General features: G+C 62.1%; 18 protein-coding genes and 1 pseudogene. 10 read left to right on the top strand and 9 right to left on the bottom strand.

Translation table 11 applies throughout. The features are described from left to right. The first annotated feature begins 11 nt into the window (after positions 1 to 11). Positions 12 to 1,598: an ABC-F family ATPase gene (locus tag PspCFBP13528_RS26615; RefSeq protein ID WP_082632055.1), complete on the top strand. Its 1,587-nt coding sequence runs from the start codon at positions 12 to 14 to the stop codon at positions 1,596 to 1,598. Positions 1,599 to 1,809: 211 nt separating this feature from the next. Next, a complete protein-coding gene (locus tag PspCFBP13528_RS26610) occupies positions 1,810 to 2,982 on the top strand; it encodes an MFS transporter (RefSeq protein ID WP_137201852.1) in 1,173 nt (390 codons plus the stop codon). On the opposite strand, the gene PspCFBP13528_RS26605 is transcribed toward PspCFBP13528_RS26610, so the two are convergent. Further along, positions 2,976 to 4,016 (bottom strand): dienelactone hydrolase, encoded by a 1,041-nt coding sequence (locus PspCFBP13528_RS26605; protein WP_065950866.1) that lies wholly within the window; start codon positions 4,014 to 4,016, stop codon positions 2,976 to 2,978. The two genes, PspCFBP13528_RS26610 and PspCFBP13528_RS26605, sit on opposite strands and share 7 nt — an antisense overlap. Before the next feature lie 190 nt (positions 4,017 to 4,206). Then, on the bottom strand, positions 4,207 to 4,818 hold the full coding sequence (locus PspCFBP13528_RS26600) for an FMN-dependent NADH-azoreductase (RefSeq protein ID WP_065950867.1): 612 nt from the start codon (positions 4,816 to 4,818) through the stop codon (positions 4,207 to 4,209). Between the two features lie 125 nt (positions 4,819 to 4,943). On the opposite strand from PspCFBP13528_RS26600, the gene PspCFBP13528_RS26595 reads away from it, so the two are divergent. Continuing rightward, entirely contained in the window at positions 4,944 to 5,852 is a 909-nt protein-coding gene (locus PspCFBP13528_RS26595; RefSeq protein WP_137201851.1) for a LysR substrate-binding domain-containing protein, read from the top strand. Next, entirely contained in the window at positions 5,849 to 6,211 is a 363-nt protein-coding gene (locus PspCFBP13528_RS26590; RefSeq protein ID WP_065950869.1) for an MmcQ/YjbR family DNA-binding protein, read from the top strand. The genes PspCFBP13528_RS26595 and PspCFBP13528_RS26590 overlap by 4 nt, the downstream gene beginning before the upstream one ends. Here PspCFBP13528_RS26590 and PspCFBP13528_RS26585 read toward each other — a convergent pair. Together PspCFBP13528_RS26585 and PspCFBP13528_RS26580 are read right to left on the bottom strand one after the other, a co-directional pair. Then, a complete protein-coding gene (locus PspCFBP13528_RS26585) occupies positions 6,194 to 6,577 on the bottom strand; it encodes a DUF1294 domain-containing protein (protein WP_137201850.1) in 384 nt (127 codons plus the stop codon). The genes PspCFBP13528_RS26590 and PspCFBP13528_RS26585 overlap by 18 nt on opposite strands. Next, positions 6,574 to 7,404: an undecaprenyl-diphosphate phosphatase gene (locus PspCFBP13528_RS26580; protein ID WP_137201849.1), complete on the bottom strand. Its 831-nt coding sequence runs from the start codon at positions 7,402 to 7,404 to the stop codon at positions 6,574 to 6,576. Before PspCFBP13528_RS26580 ends, PspCFBP13528_RS26585 begins: the two co-directional genes overlap by 4 nt. A 228-nt stretch (positions 7,405 to 7,632) precedes the next feature. Between PspCFBP13528_RS26580 and PspCFBP13528_RS26575 the strand changes: the two genes are divergently transcribed. The 3 genes from PspCFBP13528_RS26575 (at position 7,633) to PspCFBP13528_RS26560 (ending at position 10,605) form a co-directional block, all read left to right on the top strand. After that, positions 7,633 to 9,267, top strand: coding sequence for a methyl-accepting chemotaxis protein (locus tag PspCFBP13528_RS26575; protein ID WP_065950872.1), 1,635 nt, complete (start codon positions 7,633 to 7,635; stop codon positions 9,265 to 9,267). Between the two features lie 241 nt (positions 9,268 to 9,508). Then, a complete protein-coding gene (pnuC, locus tag PspCFBP13528_RS26565) occupies positions 9,509 to 10,072 on the top strand; it encodes a nicotinamide riboside transporter PnuC (protein ID WP_065950873.1) in 564 nt (187 codons plus the stop codon). Continuing rightward, entirely contained in the window at positions 10,069 to 10,605 is a 537-nt protein-coding gene (locus tag PspCFBP13528_RS26560) for an AAA family ATPase (protein WP_101220391.1), read from the top strand. The genes pnuC and PspCFBP13528_RS26560 overlap by 4 nt, the downstream gene beginning before the upstream one ends. Here PspCFBP13528_RS26560 and xth read toward each other — a convergent pair. Together xth and ggt are read right to left on the bottom strand one after the other, a co-directional pair. Next, positions 10,602 to 11,396 (bottom strand): exodeoxyribonuclease III, encoded by a 795-nt coding sequence (gene xth / locus PspCFBP13528_RS26555; RefSeq protein ID WP_065950875.1) that lies wholly within the window; start codon positions 11,394 to 11,396, stop codon positions 10,602 to 10,604. The two genes, PspCFBP13528_RS26560 and xth, sit on opposite strands and share 4 nt — an antisense overlap. 75 nt (positions 11,397 to 11,471) lie before the next feature. Then, a complete protein-coding gene (gene ggt, locus PspCFBP13528_RS26550) occupies positions 11,472 to 13,196 on the bottom strand; it encodes a gamma-glutamyltransferase (RefSeq protein WP_137201847.1) in 1,725 nt (574 codons plus the stop codon). Between the two features lie 190 nt (positions 13,197 to 13,386). Between ggt and PspCFBP13528_RS26545 the strand changes: the two genes are divergently transcribed. Continuing rightward, entirely contained in the window at positions 13,387 to 14,532 is a 1,146-nt protein-coding gene (locus tag PspCFBP13528_RS26545; RefSeq protein WP_137201846.1) for a PatB family C-S lyase, read from the top strand. A 123-nt stretch (positions 14,533 to 14,655) separates the two neighbouring features. Beyond that, positions 14,656 to 15,303, top strand: coding sequence for a hypothetical protein (locus PspCFBP13528_RS26540; protein WP_137201845.1), 648 nt, complete (start codon positions 14,656 to 14,658; stop codon positions 15,301 to 15,303). Between the two features lie 20 nt (positions 15,304 to 15,323). Here the strand turns inward: PspCFBP13528_RS26540 and PspCFBP13528_RS26535 are convergent, their stop codons facing one another. The 3 genes from PspCFBP13528_RS26535 to PspCFBP13528_RS26525 form a co-directional block, all read right to left on the bottom strand. Beyond that, on the bottom strand, positions 15,324 to 15,539 hold the full coding sequence (locus tag PspCFBP13528_RS26535) for a TOBE domain-containing protein (RefSeq protein ID WP_057725249.1): 216 nt from the start codon (positions 15,537 to 15,539) through the stop codon (positions 15,324 to 15,326). Positions 15,540 to 15,700: 161 nt separating this feature from the next. Continuing rightward, entirely contained in the window at positions 15,701 to 16,609 is a 909-nt protein-coding gene (locus PspCFBP13528_RS26530) for a FecR domain-containing protein (RefSeq protein ID WP_065950879.1), read from the bottom strand. Beyond that, a complete protein-coding gene (locus PspCFBP13528_RS26525; RefSeq protein ID WP_065950880.1) occupies positions 16,606 to 17,124 on the bottom strand; it encodes a sigma-70 family RNA polymerase sigma factor in 519 nt (172 codons plus the stop codon). The genes PspCFBP13528_RS26530 and PspCFBP13528_RS26525 overlap by 4 nt, the downstream gene beginning before the upstream one ends. 303 nt (positions 17,125 to 17,427) lie before the next feature. Between PspCFBP13528_RS26525 and PspCFBP13528_RS26520 the strand changes: the two are divergent. Then, positions 17,428 to 17,575 (top strand): annotated as a pseudogene (locus PspCFBP13528_RS26520) (ribonucleotide-diphosphate reductase subunit beta); the annotation flags it as partial.

The raw sequence follows: 17,575 nt of genomic DNA, 5'->3' as shown, positions 1-17,575 counted from the left end.
AGGTAAAGTAATTGATCTCCACAGCTAACATCACCATGCAGTTCGGCGCCAAGCCGCTCTTCGAGAACGTCTCGGTCAAGTTCGGCGCCGGCAACCGCTATGGTTTGATCGGTGCCAACGGTTGCGGCAAGTCGACCTTCATGAAAATCCTCGGCGGCGACCTCGAGCCGTCCGGCGGCCAGGTCATGCTGGAGCCGAACGTGCGCCTGGGCAAGCTGCGCCAGGACCAGTTCGCCTACGAACAATTCACCGTGCTCGACACCGTGATCATGGGCCACGAGGAGCTGTGGAGGGTCAAGGCCGAGCGTGACCGCATCTACTCGCTGCCGGAAATGAGTGAAGAAGACGGCATGGCCGTGGCCGAGCTGGAAACCGAGTTCGCCGAGATGGACGGTTACACCGCCGAATCCCGCGCCGGTGAGCTGCTGCTGGGTCTGGGCATTCCGCTGGAACAGCATTTCGGCCCGATGAGCGAAGTGTCGCCCGGCTGGAAGCTGCGCGTATTGCTGGCCCAGGCGCTGTTCTCCGATCCGGAAGTGCTGTTGCTCGACGAACCGACCAACCACCTGGACATCAACACCATTCGCTGGCTGGAAAACATCCTCACCCAGCGCTCCAGCCTGATGATCATCATCTCTCACGACCGTCACTTCCTGAACAGCGTGTGCACCCACATGGCTGACCTGGACTACGGCGAGCTGCGCCTGTTCCCGGGCAACTACGACGAGTACATGACCGTGGCGACCCAGTCCCGCGAGCAACTGCTGTCGGACAACGCCAAGAAGAAGGCGCAGATCTCCGAGCTGCAATCCTTCGTCAGCCGCTTCTCGGCCAACGCCTCGAAAGCCAAGCAGGCCACTTCCCGTGCCAAGGCGATCGACAAGATTCAACTGGCCGAGGTCAAGCCGTCGAGCCGCGTGAGCCCGTTCATCCGTTTCGAACAGAACAAAAAGCTGCACCGTCAGGCGGTCATGGTCGAGAAGATGGCCAAAGGTTTTGACGGCAAGCCGTTGTTCAAAGACTTCAGCTTCCAGGTTGAAGCCGGCGAGCGCGTGGCGATCATCGGCCCGAACGGTATCGGCAAGACCACCCTGCTGCGCACCCTGGTCAACGAACTGACCCCGGACGCCGGCAGCATCAAGTGGACCGACGCTGCGGAACTGGGTTACTACGCCCAGGACCATGCCCATGACTTCGAAGACGACGTCACCCTGTTCGACTGGATGGGCCAGTGGACCCAGGGCGAGCAGATGATTCGTGGCACATTGGGCCGCATGCTGTTCTCCAACGACGAAATCCAGAAGTCGGTAAAAGTCATCTCCGGTGGTGAACAAGGTCGCATGCTGTTCGGCAAGCTGATCCTGCAAAAGCCGAACGTGCTGATCATGGACGAACCGACCAACCACTTGGACATGGAATCCATCGAAGCGCTGAACCTGGCGCTGGAGAACTACCCGGGCACGTTGATCTTCGTCAGCCACGACCGTGAGTTCGTATCGTCCCTGGCCACCCGCATCATCGAGCTGAGCGCCAGTGGCGTGATCGACTTCAGCGGCACCTATGACGACTACCTGCGCAGCCAGGGTGTGGTGTTCTAAGAGCAGCACTCAGCTGCAAGCTGCAAGAAAAAGCCCTGTCCCTGTGACAGGGCTTTTTTGCATGCACACTACTGCTCGCGAAAAACCTCAGAGCACCGCGCAGAATCGGGCAACCCGCGTTATCGTTGACGTTCTTCGCGAGCAAGCTCGCTCCTACAGTCGTGCGGGATATGCCATGATGCTTCTACCGCCCGCCAGCGATTGACTATTCATGCCTGCCGCCCCCTCCTCCCTGTCGATCACGCTGCAGATCGTCTCCATCGTCTTCTACACCTTTATCGCGTTTATCTGCATCGGCCTGCCGATTGCGGTGATTCCAGGCTATGTGCACGAGCATCTGGGCTACAGTGCGGTCGTTGCCGGCGTCACCATCGGTTCGCAGTACCTGGCCACCTTGCTCAGTCGGCCAATGGCCGGGCGCATGTCGGACAACGTCGGCACCAAGCGTGCGATTGTGCTGGGCCTGGCCGGTATTCTGATCAGTGGGGTACTGACGTTTATCGCCGTACTGCTTGAGCACGTGCCGGCGCTGAGCCTGGCTATCCTGATCGTTGGTCGGCTGTTGCTGGGCGTGGCCCAGGGCCTGATTGGCGTAGGCACCATCAGCTGGTGCATGGGCGCGGTCGGTACCGAGCATACGGCCCGCTCGATCTCCTGGAACGGCATCGCCTCCTACGGCGCTATCGCCATTGGCGCGCCGCTGGGGGTGGTGATGGTGGCTGATTACGGCTTCGCCAGCCTGGGCCTGGCACTGGCAGGGTTGGCCGCGCTGGGCCTGGTGCTGATCCGCAATAAGCCTTCGGTACCGGTGGTGCGCGGCGAGCGCCTGCCGTTCTGGGCGGTGTTCAGCCGTATCGCACCGTTTGGCGCCAGCCTGTGCCTGGCCTCGATTGGCTATGGCACGCTGACCACCTTTATCACCCTGTATTACCTGAATCGCGGCTGGACCGGCGCGGCGTACTGCCTGACGGTGTTCGGCGCATGTTTCATTCTGTCGCGCCTGGTGTTTATTTCCGCCATCACCCGCGTGGGTGGTTTTATCGCCGCCATCGCCTGCATGCTCATCGAAACCCTGGGCCTCACGCTGCTGTGGTTGGCGCCGTCGACCGGCGTGGCGTTGATTGGCGCGGGGTTGACCGGCGTCGGTCTGTCACTGGTCTACCCGGCGCTTGGCGTGGAAGCCATCAAGCGTGTGCCGGACAGCAGCCGGGGCGCGGGGCTCAGTGCGTATGCGGTGTTTTTCGACCTGGCCCTGGCGATTGCCGGGCCGTTGATGGGCGCCGTGGCACTGAACCTCGGCTACGGCTGGATCTTCTTCTGCGCGGCGCTGCTGTCAGTGACCGCGCTGGCACTGACCGTGCAGCTCAAGCGGCGCGCTTACTGATCAGCGGTCTGTAGCCCGGCGCGCGTCGCCTCGCCGAGTGTGTGACTGAAAAAGCGCCCGGCTTCGGAGACCAGGTCGCGGTGGATGCCCTCACGGTCGACGCCATCGGCATCGGTACAGATGGCCGGCATCGTCGCCAATTGATCGCTGTCACACGGCGCCATGAACACGAAGTGCCCTGCCCCGGCCAGCAGTTTGAAGTCCGGCGGCTCCGGCAGTTTGCGCGCCAGGGCGGCGGCGTTCTTGTCCACGGCCACCAATTGGTCACCATCGCCGCTGTAGAGCAGCACCGGCACGTGCACGTCGGCCAGGGTATGACGACCGAACATCAGGCTCAGCGGCGCCATCAGCATCAGCGCATGGATGCGCGGATCGGCCTGGGGCTGCAAGTCGTCGCGGTCGACCACCAACTCGCCTTTGGTGGTGCAGGCGTCACGGTCCTCCGGGCGCTGCTGGCAATAGCGGCGCAAGCGCTCGAAATCCGGTTTGGCACCCGCCAGGATCAACGCGGTTTCGCCGCCGGCCGAATAGCCGATCACGCCCACCTGGTCGATATCAACGAAGGGCGACAGCATCGGGTCGTTCAACGCCGCTGTGATCGCCTGGGAAATCTGGATCGGCCGACCATACAAATTGCTCACGGTGCCCAGGCGGCTGTGGTCCTTGTAGTTGTCACCGGGGTGCAGCACCGCCACCACCACAAAGCCCTTGCGCGCCAGCGAGGTGGCCAGGTCATGCAGGGCCAGCGGCGTGCCGGTGTTGCCGTGAGACAACATCAGCATCGGGAAACGGCCGATGGCAACCTTGGCGTCTTCGCCCGCAGCCACATGGTAGGCGCCGCCCAATGTGGTGGTGTGCTCGGCGTCGGTGGACGGGTAAAACGCAATGGCCTTCATCGGCTGAGAATCCAGCGGGTCGAGAATGCTCATGCGATGAAAGCCCACACTCCAATGCGGGTGCGGCGCAGGCGCGGCCTGCACTGAAAGCAGGCCGCTGCACAGGGAAAGAACCAAAACAGCACAGAGACGCATCATGGGATGTCCACCTTTGCTGCATGAGAACCGGCAGGCCGTCTAAAAATTCCCGGGTATTGAACCCACGTCTGCATAACCTGGGCCATAACGGGAAAACTCCGTACTCCGCTCGCGCTCAGGCGATCAGAATACAGAGTTTAGGCGCACGGTTTCAGATTGAAACCGGGCAAAGCGAACATTTACACAAGCCTTACGCGGCAGCGAACAATTGCTCGCTGATCAGCACATTGGCGTCGCTCAACGCTTTGCTGCGCACTTCGTCGCCATAGGCCAGGCCTTCGGCGCGTACGATTTCGATATCGGTGATGCCGAGGAAGCCAAACAGCAGCTTCAAGTAGCCTTCATGGGCCGCACCGGATGCCTGGCCGGCATGCAGGCCGCCAGCGGTGGAGACGATGATGACTTTCTTGTTGCCGCACAGGCCTTCAGGACCGGCTTCGGTGTAGCGGAAGGTCTGGCCGGCGACGGCGATGCGGTCGATCCAGGCTTTGAGCTGGGTCGGGATGGTGAAGTTGTACATCGGCGCGCCCACCACAACGGCATCGGCGGCGAGGAATTCGGCCAGCGACGATGCACTCAGTTCGGCTTCATGCTTTTGCGCCGCGTCGCGCAGTTCGGCGGCGGTGCCCAACGCGCCCAGGGTCGCGCCGGAGAAGTGGTTGATCCCTTCGCTGGCCAGGTCACGGTACGTCACTTCCACACCCGGCTCGGCGGCTTGCCATGCCTTGACCACGCCAGCGCTGAGCTGACGGGACGCCGAGTTGTCGCCGAGGATGCTGGAATCGATATGCAGTAGTTTCATGGTGGATCTCCGAGGTGGGATCGACAGGGGCGATCAGATGGTGGTGATGCTACGCATGAAACCAATAGTCGATAAGCCAGCTTAAATGCGATAGTTTGTCCCACTGACAGGACAATAGGCCGAGCATGCAAGACCTCAATGACCTCTATTACTTTGCCAAAGTCGTCGAAGCCGGCGGTTTCGCCGCCGCCGGGCGTCTATTGGGGATTCCCAAGTCGCGGCTGTCGCGGCGCATTGCCGAGCTGGAGGAGCGCCTGGGCGCGCGCCTGTTGCAACGCACCACGCGGCAACTGACCCTGACCGCCGTCGGCGAGCGTTACTTACGCCACTGCCAGGCCATGCTGTTGGAGGCAGAGATGGCCGACGAGGCCGTGGCCAGCATGTCCACCGAGCCCCGAGGGCGCCTGCGCGTCACGTGCCCGGTCGGGCTGGCCCAGCAGATCCTGCCGGAACTGGTGGCCGGGTTTCTCGCCGCGCACCCGCTGGTGCAACTGGACATGACCCTGGTCAACCGTCGCGTCGACCTGGTGGCCGAAGGCATCGACGTGGCGTTGCGCGTACGCGAACTGGGCGACGAAGACCCGTTGCTGGTCACCAAACGCTTGCGCCAGGCCCAGACCGTGCTGGTGGCCAGCCCGGCACTTCTGCGTGACCGTCGGGTAGAGACCCTGGAAGACCTCAGGCAATTGCCGATCATGGGCGCACTCGAGGCGGACCGCATGGTGCACCAGCGCATCATCGACCCCCAGGGCAACGCCCATGAGCTGGTCATGGAGGCTCGCCTGGGTATCGATGACTTTATCGTGCGCAAGACCAGCGCCCTCATGGGCGTGGGCTTCACGGTGCTGCCGATGATGTATTGCGAAGAGGAACTGGCCAGCGGCCGGCTGGTGCAACTGTTGCCGCAATGGTCGCTACCCGGCGGCTGGCTGCAGGCCGTGTACCCGCACCGGCGCGGCGTGCTGCCGGCCATCCGGGCCTGGATCGACTACCTGGAAGAAGGCTTCAAAGGCTGTGGAGACCGTACGTTATGAGCATGAGCGAAGCACAAGTCGCGGCATTCTGCCTGGGCCTGCCAGGAGCGCGCGAGGACTACAAATGGGGCGGTGTACGCGTGTTCTCGATTGCCGGCAACAAGATGTTCGCCCTGCAGAACTTGCGCGGTGAGTCGCTGGCGTTCAAGGTCGACAAGGCACTGTTCCTCGGCCACGTCGACCGGCCGGGCATCCACCCGGCGCCGTACCTGGCACGTGCGCAGTGGATCATCATGAACACGCCCTACCCGCTTGGGTCCGACGAACTGCGTGGCTTGTTGCAGCGCTCGCACCAGTTGGTGGTGGGCAAGCTGCCCAAGCGCACACAGGTCGGGTTGTGGCTAGAGGATCGACAGTAGCGTGCCGCCGAGAAACAGCTGGTCCAGCCAGAACACCTGGTGCAACAGCACAATCACCCAGAACAGCACCTGGTAGGACACCTTGCGCGTCTTGTGCCGGAACACTTGCTGCGCGATCAATGCCCCCGGCCAACCGCCCGCCAGCTCGACGGCGTGCAGGATGTTTTCCGGGATGCGCCGGCCCTCTGTCTGCGCCTTGCGCTTGTCGCTCCAGTACAGAAAGAACGCCACCACGCTGACCACCCCGTAGGCTGCCAGCGGGATCACGGTCTCGCCGCGATGCCACAGCAGCGCCGAACCCAGCAACGGCGCCGCGCCCAGCAGCACGAAGAGCAACGTCTTCAAGCGTGGGTGCTGAATGTTCATGGCTTGACGGCGGTCCAGTCGATCCAGCCGAATTGCCAGGTCGCCAGGATCACCAGGCCGAACGCAATGCGGTACCAGGCAAAGGCCGCGTAGCTGTGGTTGGCGATGAACTTGAGCAGGCCCTTGACCGCGATCATCGCGAAGATGAACGAGGTGACAAAGCCAATGGCGAACACCGGCAGGTCCGCCGGCTGAAACAGGTCGCGGTATTTATAGCCCGAGTACAGCGCTGCACCGACCATGGTCGGCATGGCCAGGAAGAATGAAAACTCGGTGGCGGTCTTGCGCGACAGGCCGAACAACAGGCCGCCGATGATCGTCGCGCCGGAGCGTGAAGTGCCCGGGATCATGGCCAGGCACTGGGCCATGCCGACCTTGAGCGCGTCCTTCCAGGTGATCTCGTCGACGGTTTGCGCATGCACCGCATGTTGGCGACGTTCCGCCCACAACATGACCACACCGCCCACCACCAGGGCCGTGGCCACGGTGATCGGGTTGAACAGGTAATGCTTGATCAGGTCAGCGAAAATCACCCCCAGCAGCACCGCCGGCAACACCGCGATGATCAGGTTCACGGTGAAGCGCTGGGCGTTGCGCTGGGTGGGCAAGCCGATGACCACGTCGAGGATCTTGCGCCGGAATTCCCAGACCACGGCGAGGATCGCGCCCAACTGGATAATGATATTGAATGCCTCGAAACGCTCGCCGCCGAAGTTGATCAGGTCGGCGACGATGATCTGGTGGCCGGTGCTGGAGATCGGCAGAAACTCCGTCAGCCCCTCGACCACGCCAAGAATCAGTGCCTGTATGGCGGTCCAAAAATCCATGCTTTCTCCAAAGGTCACGCGCCTGGCGTGCCTCTTAGTGTTTTTTAAAGTTCACTGACAACGAGCACACTGCAGCGCCCGGCGTTGATTCTCAATGCCGGACTGCAAAAATTCCGTGAAAAATCAGGCAGTACTCAGGTTTTTCGATTCCGGGCCGAAAGCCTATCAGACAAGCCGCAAAAGTCGATGCAACACCCACAATTATAAAAGGCTCGGAGTGACAGGACGATGAACAGTTTGCGCAATATGTCGATCAGCCGGCGCCTCTGGCTGATCCTGATAGTCGCCGTGCTGATGCTGCTGACCTTGGGCGCCTTGATGCTCAAACAGATCCATGACGACCTCTACCAGGCCAAGCGCCAACAGACCCAGCACGTGGTGCAAACCGCCAGCGGCGTACTCGGCTACTACCAGAACCTGGAAAAGACCGGGGTGCTCACCCGTGAGGCGGCGCAGCAACAAGCCCTGAGCGCGGTGCGCGGCCTGCGGTATGACCACGACGACTACTTCTGGATCAACGACCTCACCCCCGTGATGATCATGCATGCGGCCAACCCCAAGCTGGACGGCCAGAACCTCTCGGCGATCCGCGATCCGGACGGGTTTGCCGTGTTCAATGAATTCGTGAGCCTGGCCAAGGCCAAGGGCGCCGGCATCGTCAATTATCGCTGGCCAAAGCCGGGGGCCGATGCGCCGGTGCAGAAAACCTCTTACATCCAACTGTTCGAACCCTGGGGCTGGATCATCGGCTCGGGCGTCTATGTGGACGACGTGCAGGCCGAGTTCACCGGCCAGGTGTGGAAAGCCTCCGCTATCGGCCTGGCCATTGCGCTGGTCATGACCCTGCTGGTGCTGTTGATCGCGCGCAGTATCGTGCAGCCGTTACAGGCTGCGGTAAATGCCATGGGCAACATTGCCAGCGGCGAAAGCGACCTGACCCGCAGCCTCGACACTCATGGGCGCGACGAGGTCACCCAGCTGTCCGAGCACTTCAATACCTTCACCGCCAAATTACGCCAGGTGGTCGGCCATTTGCAGGTGTGCGCCAACGCCCTGGGCGAGTCGTCGACCGAGTTGGGCCACAACGCCAGCCAGGCCCATGACCGCAGCCAGCAGCAGTCGCAACAGATGGAACTGGTGGCCACCGCCATCAATGAAGTGACCTACGGCGTGCAGGACGTGGCCAAGAATGCCGAGCACGCCGCCAGCGAAATGCGCGATGCCCAGGCCCAGGCGCAGCAAGGCCAGGTCAACATCGACAGCAGTCTGCAGCAGATCGACCAGCTCTCGGGCACCATCAGCCAGGCCGTGGAGGTGATCCGCACCCTGTCCAGCGAAAGCACCCAGATCGGCGGCGTGCTCGAAGTGATTCGCTCGATTGCCGACCAGACCAATCTGCTCGCCCTCAACGCCGCTATCGAAGCCGCGCGCGCCGGCGAGCAGGGCCGTGGGTTTGCAGTAGTGGCCGATGAAGTACGCCTGCTGGCCCAGCGCACGCAAAAATCCACGGCTGAAATCCAGGCGATGATCGAGCGCCTGCAAGGGCATTCGGAAGCGGCGGTCAAGGTGATCAGCGACAGTCACAGCGCCTCGCAATTGACCATCGAGCAAGCCGGCCTGGCCGGTGCGAGCCTCAATGCCATCGGCCAGGCACTGCATAATCTCAACGGCCTGAATGCCTCGATTGCCAGTGCCACCCTGCAACAGGCCCATGTGGTGGAAGACATCAACCAGAACGTCACCCAGGCGGCCGGGCTGTCCCACAGCACCGCGCTGGCGGCTGAGCAGTCGAGCGTGGCCAGCGCGCAGTTGCGGGGTTTGAGCGAGCAGCTTGACGGGTTGTTGCGTCAGTTCCGCATCTAGCCCTGAGTTAAATTGTGGGAGGGGGCAAGCCCTAACCTGTAGGAGCGAGCTTGCTCGCGAAAAACGTCAACGATAACGCGTGCTTCCTGAATGAACGCGATGCCTGTGAGTTTTTCGCGAGCAAGCTCGCTCCTGCAAAAAGCCAGGGCAAGCCCCGTCCCACATTTGCCCGCCTGTGTTTTGAGGATTGGCCACCTCTGGGTACAATCACCGCCCTCTCCCACTCCCCCAAGGAACCGCCATGTCCGGGCTTGAACTGTTCGCCGCCGCACTGGGGGTGATTGCCGTATGGCTGACGGTCAAGCAGAACCCATGGTGCTGGCCCATCGGCCTGGTGATGGTATTGCTCTACACCTGGGTGTTCTACGACGTAAAACTCTACTCCGACATGTTGCTGCAAGTGGTGTATGCCGCCTTGCAACTCTATGGCTGGTGGCAATGGACCCGCGCCGGCGCGGTCAGGCAGGGACGCCAGGTTAGCCGCCTGGAAATGCCTGCGGTCATGGTCAGCCTGTTGGTGGGCGCTGTCGGCAGCCTGCTGCTCGGCGCCGCCATGGCTCACTGGACCGACGCCGCCCAGCCCTGGCTCGACGCGGCCCTCACCGGCTTCAGCCTGGTGGCGCAGCTGTGGATGGCACAAAAGCGCGTGCAGTGCTGGCCATTGTGGATCGCGGTGGATGTGATTTTCGTCGGGCTGTTCCTCTACAAAGGCCTCTACCTCACCGCCGCGCTGTATGCGCTGTTTACCATGATTGCCGTGCAAGGCTGGCGTGAATGGCGCGCCGACCCGGCGTTGCACGCATGAAGGTGGTGGTGCTGGCAGGCCCGGAATCGAGCGGTAAAAGCTGGCTGGCGGCGCAGCTTCATGCGCACTTCGGCGGGCTCATGGTGGGGGAATACGTGCGCACTTTCATCGACGCACATCAACGCGATACCTGCCTGGCGGATATCCCGGCGATCGCCCGGGGCCAGTTGGCCTGGGAGGATGCGGCGCGCGCCAAGTGCCCGGCGCTGCTGATCCTCGACACCCACCTGCTGACCAACCGGCTCTGGAGCCAGACGCTGTTTGGCGATTACCCAGGCTGGCTCGACAGCGAACTGCTGGCCCGTCACTACGACCTGCATCTGCTGCTGTCCCCGGAAGACGTGGAATGGAGCGCCGACGGCCAGCGCTGCCAACCGCAACTGGCAGACCGCCGGGCGTTCTTCCAGGCCAGCCTGGACTGGATGCACGCGCAGCACCAGCCGGTGGCGGTGATCAGGGGTGATTGGCACGCGCGCCGGGAGGCGGCGTTTGCCGCCGTCGAGCGCTTGCTCGCGTCTGCAACGACCGATTAACGCTTCTTGCGCGTGCCGAGCTCAATCCAGGTGGGTGCATGGTCACTGGCATGCGCCTCGTTGCGCACCCAGGCATCGACGCCGGCATTCTTCAGATAGGGCTTGAGCGCGGGGTTGAGCAACAGATGGTCGATGCGCAGCCCTGAATTCTTCTGCCAGTGCTGGCGGAAATAATCCCAGAACGTATACACCCGCTCTTCAGGGTACAAATGCCGCACCGCGTCGGTCCAACCCTGTTCCAGCAGGCGCTGATAGCAGGCCCGGCTCTCGGGTTGCAACAACGCGTCCTTGAGCCAGGAGCGCGGGTTATAGATGTCCAGGTCGGTGGGCACCACATTGAAATCCCCGGCCAGCAGCACCGGATGATCACTGGCTTGCAACGCCTGGGCATAGTCGATCAGGCGTTCGAACCAGGCCAGTTTGTAATCGAATTTTGGCCCGGGTTGCGGGTTGCCGTTAGGCAGATACAGGCAACCGACCAACACGCCATGCACGGCCGCTTCGATATAGCGGCTTTGCTCGTCGCTGTCGTCGCCGGGCAGACCGCGCCGGCTTTCCAGCGGTTGCGCGTCCCTGGCCAGAATCGCCACCCCGTTCCACGAGGCCTGGCCCAGGCAGATCGCGCCGTAGCCGGCCGCCTCGAAATCGGCATAGGGAAACAGCCTCTCCGGCGCCTTGAGTTCCTGCAGGCAAACGATGTCCGGCTGCTCGCGCGCCAGCCAGTGCAGAAGGTTAGGCAGCCGGGCACGAATGCCGTTGATGTTGAAGGTGGCGATTTTCAGCGCTTTCATGGCTGGGGTCCTTTCGGGGCTCTCGGGGTAGAGCCCGGAAAGGCCGCAGATGTTCCATGCGCGAACGGGTCGGTGTCAGTACCCCAACGACAGCCCGGTATTGCGACGCGGGTCATTCGCGCCATAGAAGCGGTTGTTGCCCACCGGCTTGGCATCCAGGGCCGGAGCGCCCACCAGGATGGCCGCCACGTGGTTGGCATCCTGGGGACCGGCGAACGTATGGCCCCAGCTTTCGAGGATCTTGCGGGTATCCGGGCTGACCGCAAAGGTTTCAAGGTTGGTGGCTTGCGGCATCCACTGCTGGTGGAAGCGCGGCGCGTCCACGGCCTCCTGGATATTCATCTTGTAGTCGATGACATTCAGAAGGGTCAGCAAGGTCGCGGTGATAATGCGGCTGCCGCCCGGCGTGCCTGCCACCATGACCACCTTGCCATCCCTGGTCACGATGGTCGGGCTCATCGACGACAACGGCGTCTTGCCCGGCGCGATGGCATTGGCTTCACCCTGGACCAGCCCGTACATGTTCGGCACGCCGACCTTGGCGGTGAAGTCGTCCATTTCATCGTTGAGGATCACCCCGGTCTTGCTTGCCATCACGCCCGCGCCAAACCAGTCGTTGAGGGTGTAGGTGACGGAAACCGCGTTGCCCCAGGTGTCGACGATGGAATAGTGGGTGGTGTTATTGCCTTCATGGGGCGATACCCCCGGCTTGATCGCCTGGGAATCCCCGGCCTTGTGCGGCTCGATCGCGTCGCGCAGTTTCGCCGCGTAGTTTTTATCCAGCAGATGCGCTATCGGATTCTTCACGAAATCCGGGTCGCCGAGGTAGCTGTTGCGGTCCACATACGCGTGGCGCATTGCTTCGATCTGGTAGTGCAAGCCCTGGGCCGAGTGATAGCCCAGGTCCGCCATCGGGTAGCCTTCGAGGATATTCATGATCTGGCAGATCACCACGCCACCGGAGCTTGGCGGCGGCGCCGAAACCACATGATAGCCACGGTAATCGCATTCGATGGGCGCCAATTCGCGGGGTTTGTACTTGTCCAGGTCCGCCTGGGTGATCAGGCCCTTGCCGGCCTGGCTGGAATCCACCAGGGCCTTGGCCACCCAACCTTTATAGAAGCCATCGCTGCCCTTGGCGGACACTTCCTTGAGGGTCCTGGCCAGGTCCTTCTGTATCAGCGTCTGGCCGACCTGCAGCGGTTGCCCGTTGTGCAGGAAGATTGCGCGCATGTCCTGATCTTTTTCAAACTCACCGGTGGCGGTGTGCAACAGGTCGATATCGCCCTGCTCCAGGACAAAGCCGCGTTCTGCCAACTTGATCGCTGGGGCGATGACCTGGGCGCGCTTGAGGGTGCCGTATGTGTTCAGGGCCAACTCCATGCCGGAAACAGTGCCGGGCACCGCGACGGCCAGATGACCCTTGGTGCTCAAGCCCTCGATGACGTTGCCGTCTTTATCCAGGTACATATTGGCAGTGGCCGCCAGCGGGGCTTTTTCGCGGAAATCGAGGAACGTCTTGCGCCCGTCCGCCAGTTGCACAGTCATGAAACCGCCGCCGCCCAGGTTGCCGGCCGCCGGGTACACCACTGCCAGTGCGTAACCGACCGCAACGGCCGCATCCACCGCATTGCCGCCGGCCTTGAGCACATCCACGCCCACCTGCGTTGCCAAATGCTGGGCGGTGACCACCATGCCATTTTCCCCGGCCACCGGGGCCTGGGAAGCGGCGTGCACGCCACTGACCGTCAACACCAGGGCAGTGGCAATCAAGGTGCGGTTGAAGGCTTGGTATTTCATCCGTGACTACTCGAGTGATTGAGATGCACCAAAATAGCCCTTCCCTGATTCGATCCCCAGCGCAGTGGCGTTTTTATGACAGAGCTTGTCGGTGATGGAACGGTGCTGCGCAATATTCAGCGCTGGCCTATGAAACGAATGGCGCTAGAATCAGCGCCACTCTTTATCCGCCCCCTGATACGAGCCCCCCATGAGCTTTGATTTCGACACGATCCACCCACGCCTGGGCACCGGCAGCACCAAGTGGAACCGCTACCCGCAAGACGTGTTGCCGATGTGGATCGCCGACATGGACATCGCCGCCCCGCCCGCCGTGCTAGAGGCCCTGCATGCGCGCCTCGACCGGCAGGTGCTCGGCTACAGTGTCGCCGGCCCGGATGTGCGCGAGGCGATCATTGCCGACCTGTGGGCCAAGTACGCTTGGCGTGTTGAACCGGATGAGCTGTTGTTCCTGCCCGGCGTCGAGCCGGGTTTCAATATGGCGCTGCACGCGTTCGTCCAGCCGGGCCAGCCGGTGGTGCTGCAAACCCCTAACTATCGCCCGATTCGCCTGGCGCCCGGCCACTGGAACCTGCCACGTATCGAAGTGCCTTTCGAGCTGATTGACGGCCAATACCACACGCCGCTGGCGGCCATGCGCGATGCCTTGACCGGTGCCGGCGCGCTGTTGCTGAGCAACCCGCACAACCCGATCGGCAAGGTCTTCCCCCGCCAGGAGCTGCTGGCGATCGCGCAGGCGTGCATGGAAAACGGCGCGCTGATCATCTCCGATGAAATCCACGCCGAGCTGTGCTTTGACGGCCGCCGCCATATTCCCACCGCCAGCCTCAGCCCCGAGATTGCGCAGCGCACCATTACGCTGATGTCGGCCAGCAAGGCTTATAACGTGGCCGGCCTGAAGACCTGTTTCGCGGTGGTCCAGAATGCCGGGATGCGCGAGCGTTTCAACCAGGCCCGTTGCGGCATGGTCGACAGCGTCAGCCCCCTGGGCCTGGAAGCCACCCGCGCCGCCTACAGCGCATGCGGCGACTGGCTCCAGGCACTGGTGCACTACCTGCAAGGTAACCGGGACTATCTGCTCAACGCCGTGCAAACCCGCCTGCCCGGCGTGGTGATGCATGCGCCAGAAGGCACATTCCTGGCCTGGCTCGATTGCAGCGCCCTGGGCCTGGAGGACCCGCAACAGTTTTTCCTTGAACAGGCCAAGGTTGGGTTGAGTGCCGGGATCGAGTTTGGCGATGACAGCCAGCAGTTTGTGCGCCTGAACTTCGGCTGCCCGAGGACCATGCTGGAAGAGGGCTTGCAGCGTATGGAGCGCAGTCTGAAAAACCGCTGAATGGGGCGGGAACCGTAAAAGGCTTTTTCAGCACTCAGGGGAGTCCCTTGTACGTCTGAAACCTTCGGAGCATTGCGCGCTATGCTATCGACACGCCCTCCCGCTATCGGCCCTGTGCCAATCATGGAATCATTCAAGCCGAACCCGGTATTGCGCGAGCCTGCAGCATCAGCCGCCTCGGCCTTACACGCCGCTGACACCCACGCCTCGCAGCGGCCCATGCGCTTGGCGGGGTTGAAACACCCACTGGCGAACCCGCCCGACGCACGCGCAGGCACCCAGACGGTGCAGGTTGAAATGGGCCAGTCAGTGACCCTGCATAAAGGCCGGGACGCGCTCACGACCCGTGGTCTGTCAGACTGCTCTGCTTTGGCGGTGCTTACCGGGTGGAACGGGTCTGCTTACCAGGACCGCACCCTGATGCACCTGACCGGCAGCAACCTGGAGCTGGGCCTGAACCCTGGCAGCAGCACGACTCAAAGGTTGATGCAAACATTGCAGGCATCGTTGGACAAGAACAGCCACGTCATCCTGGTGGGCGGAATCAACTCAAGCTCCCTGCAAGGCATGGCAACGACCATCGGACAAACCTTGCACGGCGAGCAACCGCTGCGCGACTTGCTCAACGGCCGCTCAGGCGCGGCAGTGACCCTGGCCGGTTCCGCCGGCATCACAATCAATGCCGATGGCACATTCAAGTTGCAGGACGGAACCGGTAAAGGGGTACTGAGTCGCGAAGATATCGCCAGAGTGTTTGATCGCGTCGACTGACAGTACCCATCCAGCACCTTTTAAAGCTTGGCGATGGACACTTCGGTGGATTTCACGAAGGCAATCACTTCACTGCCCACTTTCAATTCCAGGTCACGCACCGAACGGGTGGTGATGACCGACGTGACGATGCCGGACGCGGTCTGCACGTCGATTTCCGACACCACTTCACCCAGCAGAATTTCCTTGATGGTGCCCTTGAACTGGTTGCGCACGTTGATCGCTTTGATGGTCATGTCGGCTTTCCTTTTGGCTGTTGGGTCAATCCGCACGAATGCGCAGGCCCTCAAAATGCGCCATCGAGAAGAACAATAAAAGGAATATATAACTATTTATTTATTCGATACGGATATATGAGCAGCAGTGTTCATTCAACAGCAGTTACGACGTCAGCGTTTCAAGACAGTGTGACCCAATACCGGGTCCGCGCCTGAACGCGCAACCCCAGGCTGGAAGCCAGCAAGTCGAGGATGCGATCGGTGTCGTCCAGACGAAAACTACCAGTGACCCGCAGCGTTTCCAGGCGAGGGTCCCAGCGCAGCACGCCCGGCCGATAACGCGTCAATTCCCGCAGGAAATCCCCCAGCGCCTGGTTCTGCGCGGTCAGTACACCGTCGCGCCAGCCCAGTTGCAGCGCATCGAACGCCACCCAGGCGCCGAGCCCGTTGTTTTTCAACGGCGCTTGCTGCCCTCCTTGCAAGGTTGCCGTTCGCCCATCCAGGCCGCGTACCCGGACGGACCCCTTGAGCACCGACACCAGGCAGCCGGTGTCCAGTTGCCGGACACATACCTCAGCCTGGCTGACTGTCAGCTCGCCGTAACGCGTCTGTACGCTTATCGCCGCCGCTGCAGGTACATTCAACGCCAACTCACCCTCGACCAGGGTGATCCGCCGCTGCGCCGGGTCGACGTCCACCGCCGTCGCGGTATTGAGTTGCATGCTGGCGCCGTCAGCCAATGCCAAGCGCTTGCGCTCTCCCGTGGCCGTGTGCAGATCGGCGCGCCAGGTCTGGATGGGCAATTGCCGGCTGAGCAGCCAGGCCGTCGGCAACACAGCCGCAACCCCCAGCGCGCGCTTGAGCACAGCACGCCGTCCGGGTTGCGGGCGATCGAGGCTGGCCATCGCCAGGGCCTGGGGCAAGTCGCTGAAACGCTGGCGCAGGGCCTGTGCGCTTTGCCAGGTCTGCTCATGCTGGGGATGGCTGTCACGCCAGCGCTGCAACGCGGCGTGATCGCGCTCGGTGGCCGCGCCTGACTCCAGCAGCGCCAGCCATTGGGCGGCGGCGCGGGCAACGTCGCGGTTCACAGGTTCACCAGCAAGCAGTGTTCGTAGGCCTGGGCCATGTAGCGCTTTACCGTGCGTTCACACACGTTGAGGCGTGCGGCGATCTCCCGATAGCCCAGGCCTTCCAGCTGGCTCCACAGAAAAGCGCGGCGCACCTGCATCGGTAGCCCCTCAAGCAGGTCGTCCAGGGCGTGCAAGGTTTCCAGCAACAACCAGCGTTGCTCTGGTGAAGGCACACAGGCCTGCGGCAGGCTTGCCAAGGCATTCAGATAAGCCTGTTCGAGGCTGCGTCGCTGATGGAAATTGACCAGCAAGCGCTTGCCGACCGTCACCAGATACGCCCTCGGCTCCTGCATCTGCCCGATTGGCTGCGCGCTGGCGAGCACGCGCAGGAACGTATCCTGGCTCAGGTCCGCGGCATCCCAGGCATTGCCCAAACGCCGGCGCAGCCAGCTTTCCAGCCAGCTGTGATGGTCGCGGTACAGGCTCGACACGGTCAGTTCGGGGGCGTGGGTCGGTACAACAGCATCATTCATGGCAAGCGACCTGCGCGGCGCGACTGAGTCTCAAATGAGATTCATTCTATTTAATGTTGAGGCGCTATACCACGATATTTTCAACGCGATATTTAAACATTCAGACGATCTTCTTGCGCGTTGACCTACCCTGTTACACACCATATAGTGTGCCCACAAACAGAACACACCACTACATAGTGTGCAGTCTCGGTATTTTCCGACCACACTATGCGCAGTATTTCAATGCCTGAAGCCTGCAAACCGCATATTTTTTTGGACGGTTCCGCACACCGTCAGAACAGATCAGGAAGGAGTATTTCAATGCTGAGTTGGGATGAAGTCGACAACGAAGACAGCGTTGCAGCGGTCGTCAAAGGCGCCAACGCCGGCCACGCCACCGAAGCCAACATGGACCGCCTCGACGGTGCCGGCGCTGCCGCCGCCATCGAAGCGCGCGCCGTCACCGCCA

This window comes from Pseudomonas sp. CFBP13528, from assembly GCF_005233615.1.
In the GTDB taxonomy this organism is placed as follows: domain Bacteria; phylum Pseudomonadota; class Gammaproteobacteria; order Pseudomonadales; family Pseudomonadaceae; genus Aquipseudomonas; species Aquipseudomonas fluorescens_AM.
This window is presented reverse-complemented; position numbering and strand designations above follow the sequence as displayed.

Coding starts and splice junctions, on each gene's coding strand:
- pnuC (WP_065950873.1), top strand. CDS start 9,509: ATGTCCGGGCTTGAACTGTTCGCCGCCGCACTGGGGGTGATTGCCGTA.
- PspCFBP13528_RS26590 (WP_065950869.1), top strand. CDS start 5,849: ATGAGCATGAGCGAAGCACAAGTCGCGGCATTCTGCCTGGGCCTGCCA.
- PspCFBP13528_RS26585 (WP_137201850.1), bottom strand. CDS start 6,577: ATGAACATTCAGCACCCACGCTTGAAGACGTTGCTCTTCGTGCTGCTG.
- PspCFBP13528_RS26545 (WP_137201846.1), top strand. CDS start 13,387: ATGAGCTTTGATTTCGACACGATCCACCCACGCCTGGGCACCGGCAGC.
- PspCFBP13528_RS26600 (WP_065950867.1), bottom strand. CDS start 4,818: ATGAAACTACTGCATATCGATTCCAGCATCCTCGGCGACAACTCGGCG.
- xth (WP_065950875.1), bottom strand. CDS start 11,396: ATGAAAGCGCTGAAAATCGCCACCTTCAACATCAACGGCATTCGTGCC.
- PspCFBP13528_RS26605 (WP_065950866.1), bottom strand. CDS start 4,016: ATGATGCGTCTCTGTGCTGTTTTGGTTCTTTCCCTGTGCAGCGGCCTG.
- PspCFBP13528_RS26595 (WP_137201851.1), top strand. CDS start 4,944: ATGCAAGACCTCAATGACCTCTATTACTTTGCCAAAGTCGTCGAAGCC.
- ggt (WP_137201847.1), bottom strand. CDS start 13,196: ATGAAATACCAAGCCTTCAACCGCACCTTGATTGCCACTGCCCTGGTG.
- PspCFBP13528_RS26525 (WP_065950880.1), bottom strand. CDS start 17,124: ATGAATGATGCTGTTGTACCGACCCACGCCCCCGAACTGACCGTGTCG.
- PspCFBP13528_RS26540 (WP_137201845.1), top strand. CDS start 14,656: ATGGAATCATTCAAGCCGAACCCGGTATTGCGCGAGCCTGCAGCATCA.
- PspCFBP13528_RS26575 (WP_065950872.1), top strand. CDS start 7,633: ATGAACAGTTTGCGCAATATGTCGATCAGCCGGCGCCTCTGGCTGATC.
- PspCFBP13528_RS26580 (WP_137201849.1), bottom strand. CDS start 7,404: ATGGATTTTTGGACCGCCATACAGGCACTGATTCTTGGCGTGGTCGAG.
- PspCFBP13528_RS26560 (WP_101220391.1), top strand. CDS start 10,069: ATGAAGGTGGTGGTGCTGGCAGGCCCGGAATCGAGCGGTAAAAGCTGG.
- PspCFBP13528_RS26535 (WP_057725249.1), bottom strand. CDS start 15,539: ATGACCATCAAAGCGATCAACGTGCGCAACCAGTTCAAGGGCACCATC.
- PspCFBP13528_RS26610 (WP_137201852.1), top strand. CDS start 1,810: ATGCCTGCCGCCCCCTCCTCCCTGTCGATCACGCTGCAGATCGTCTCC.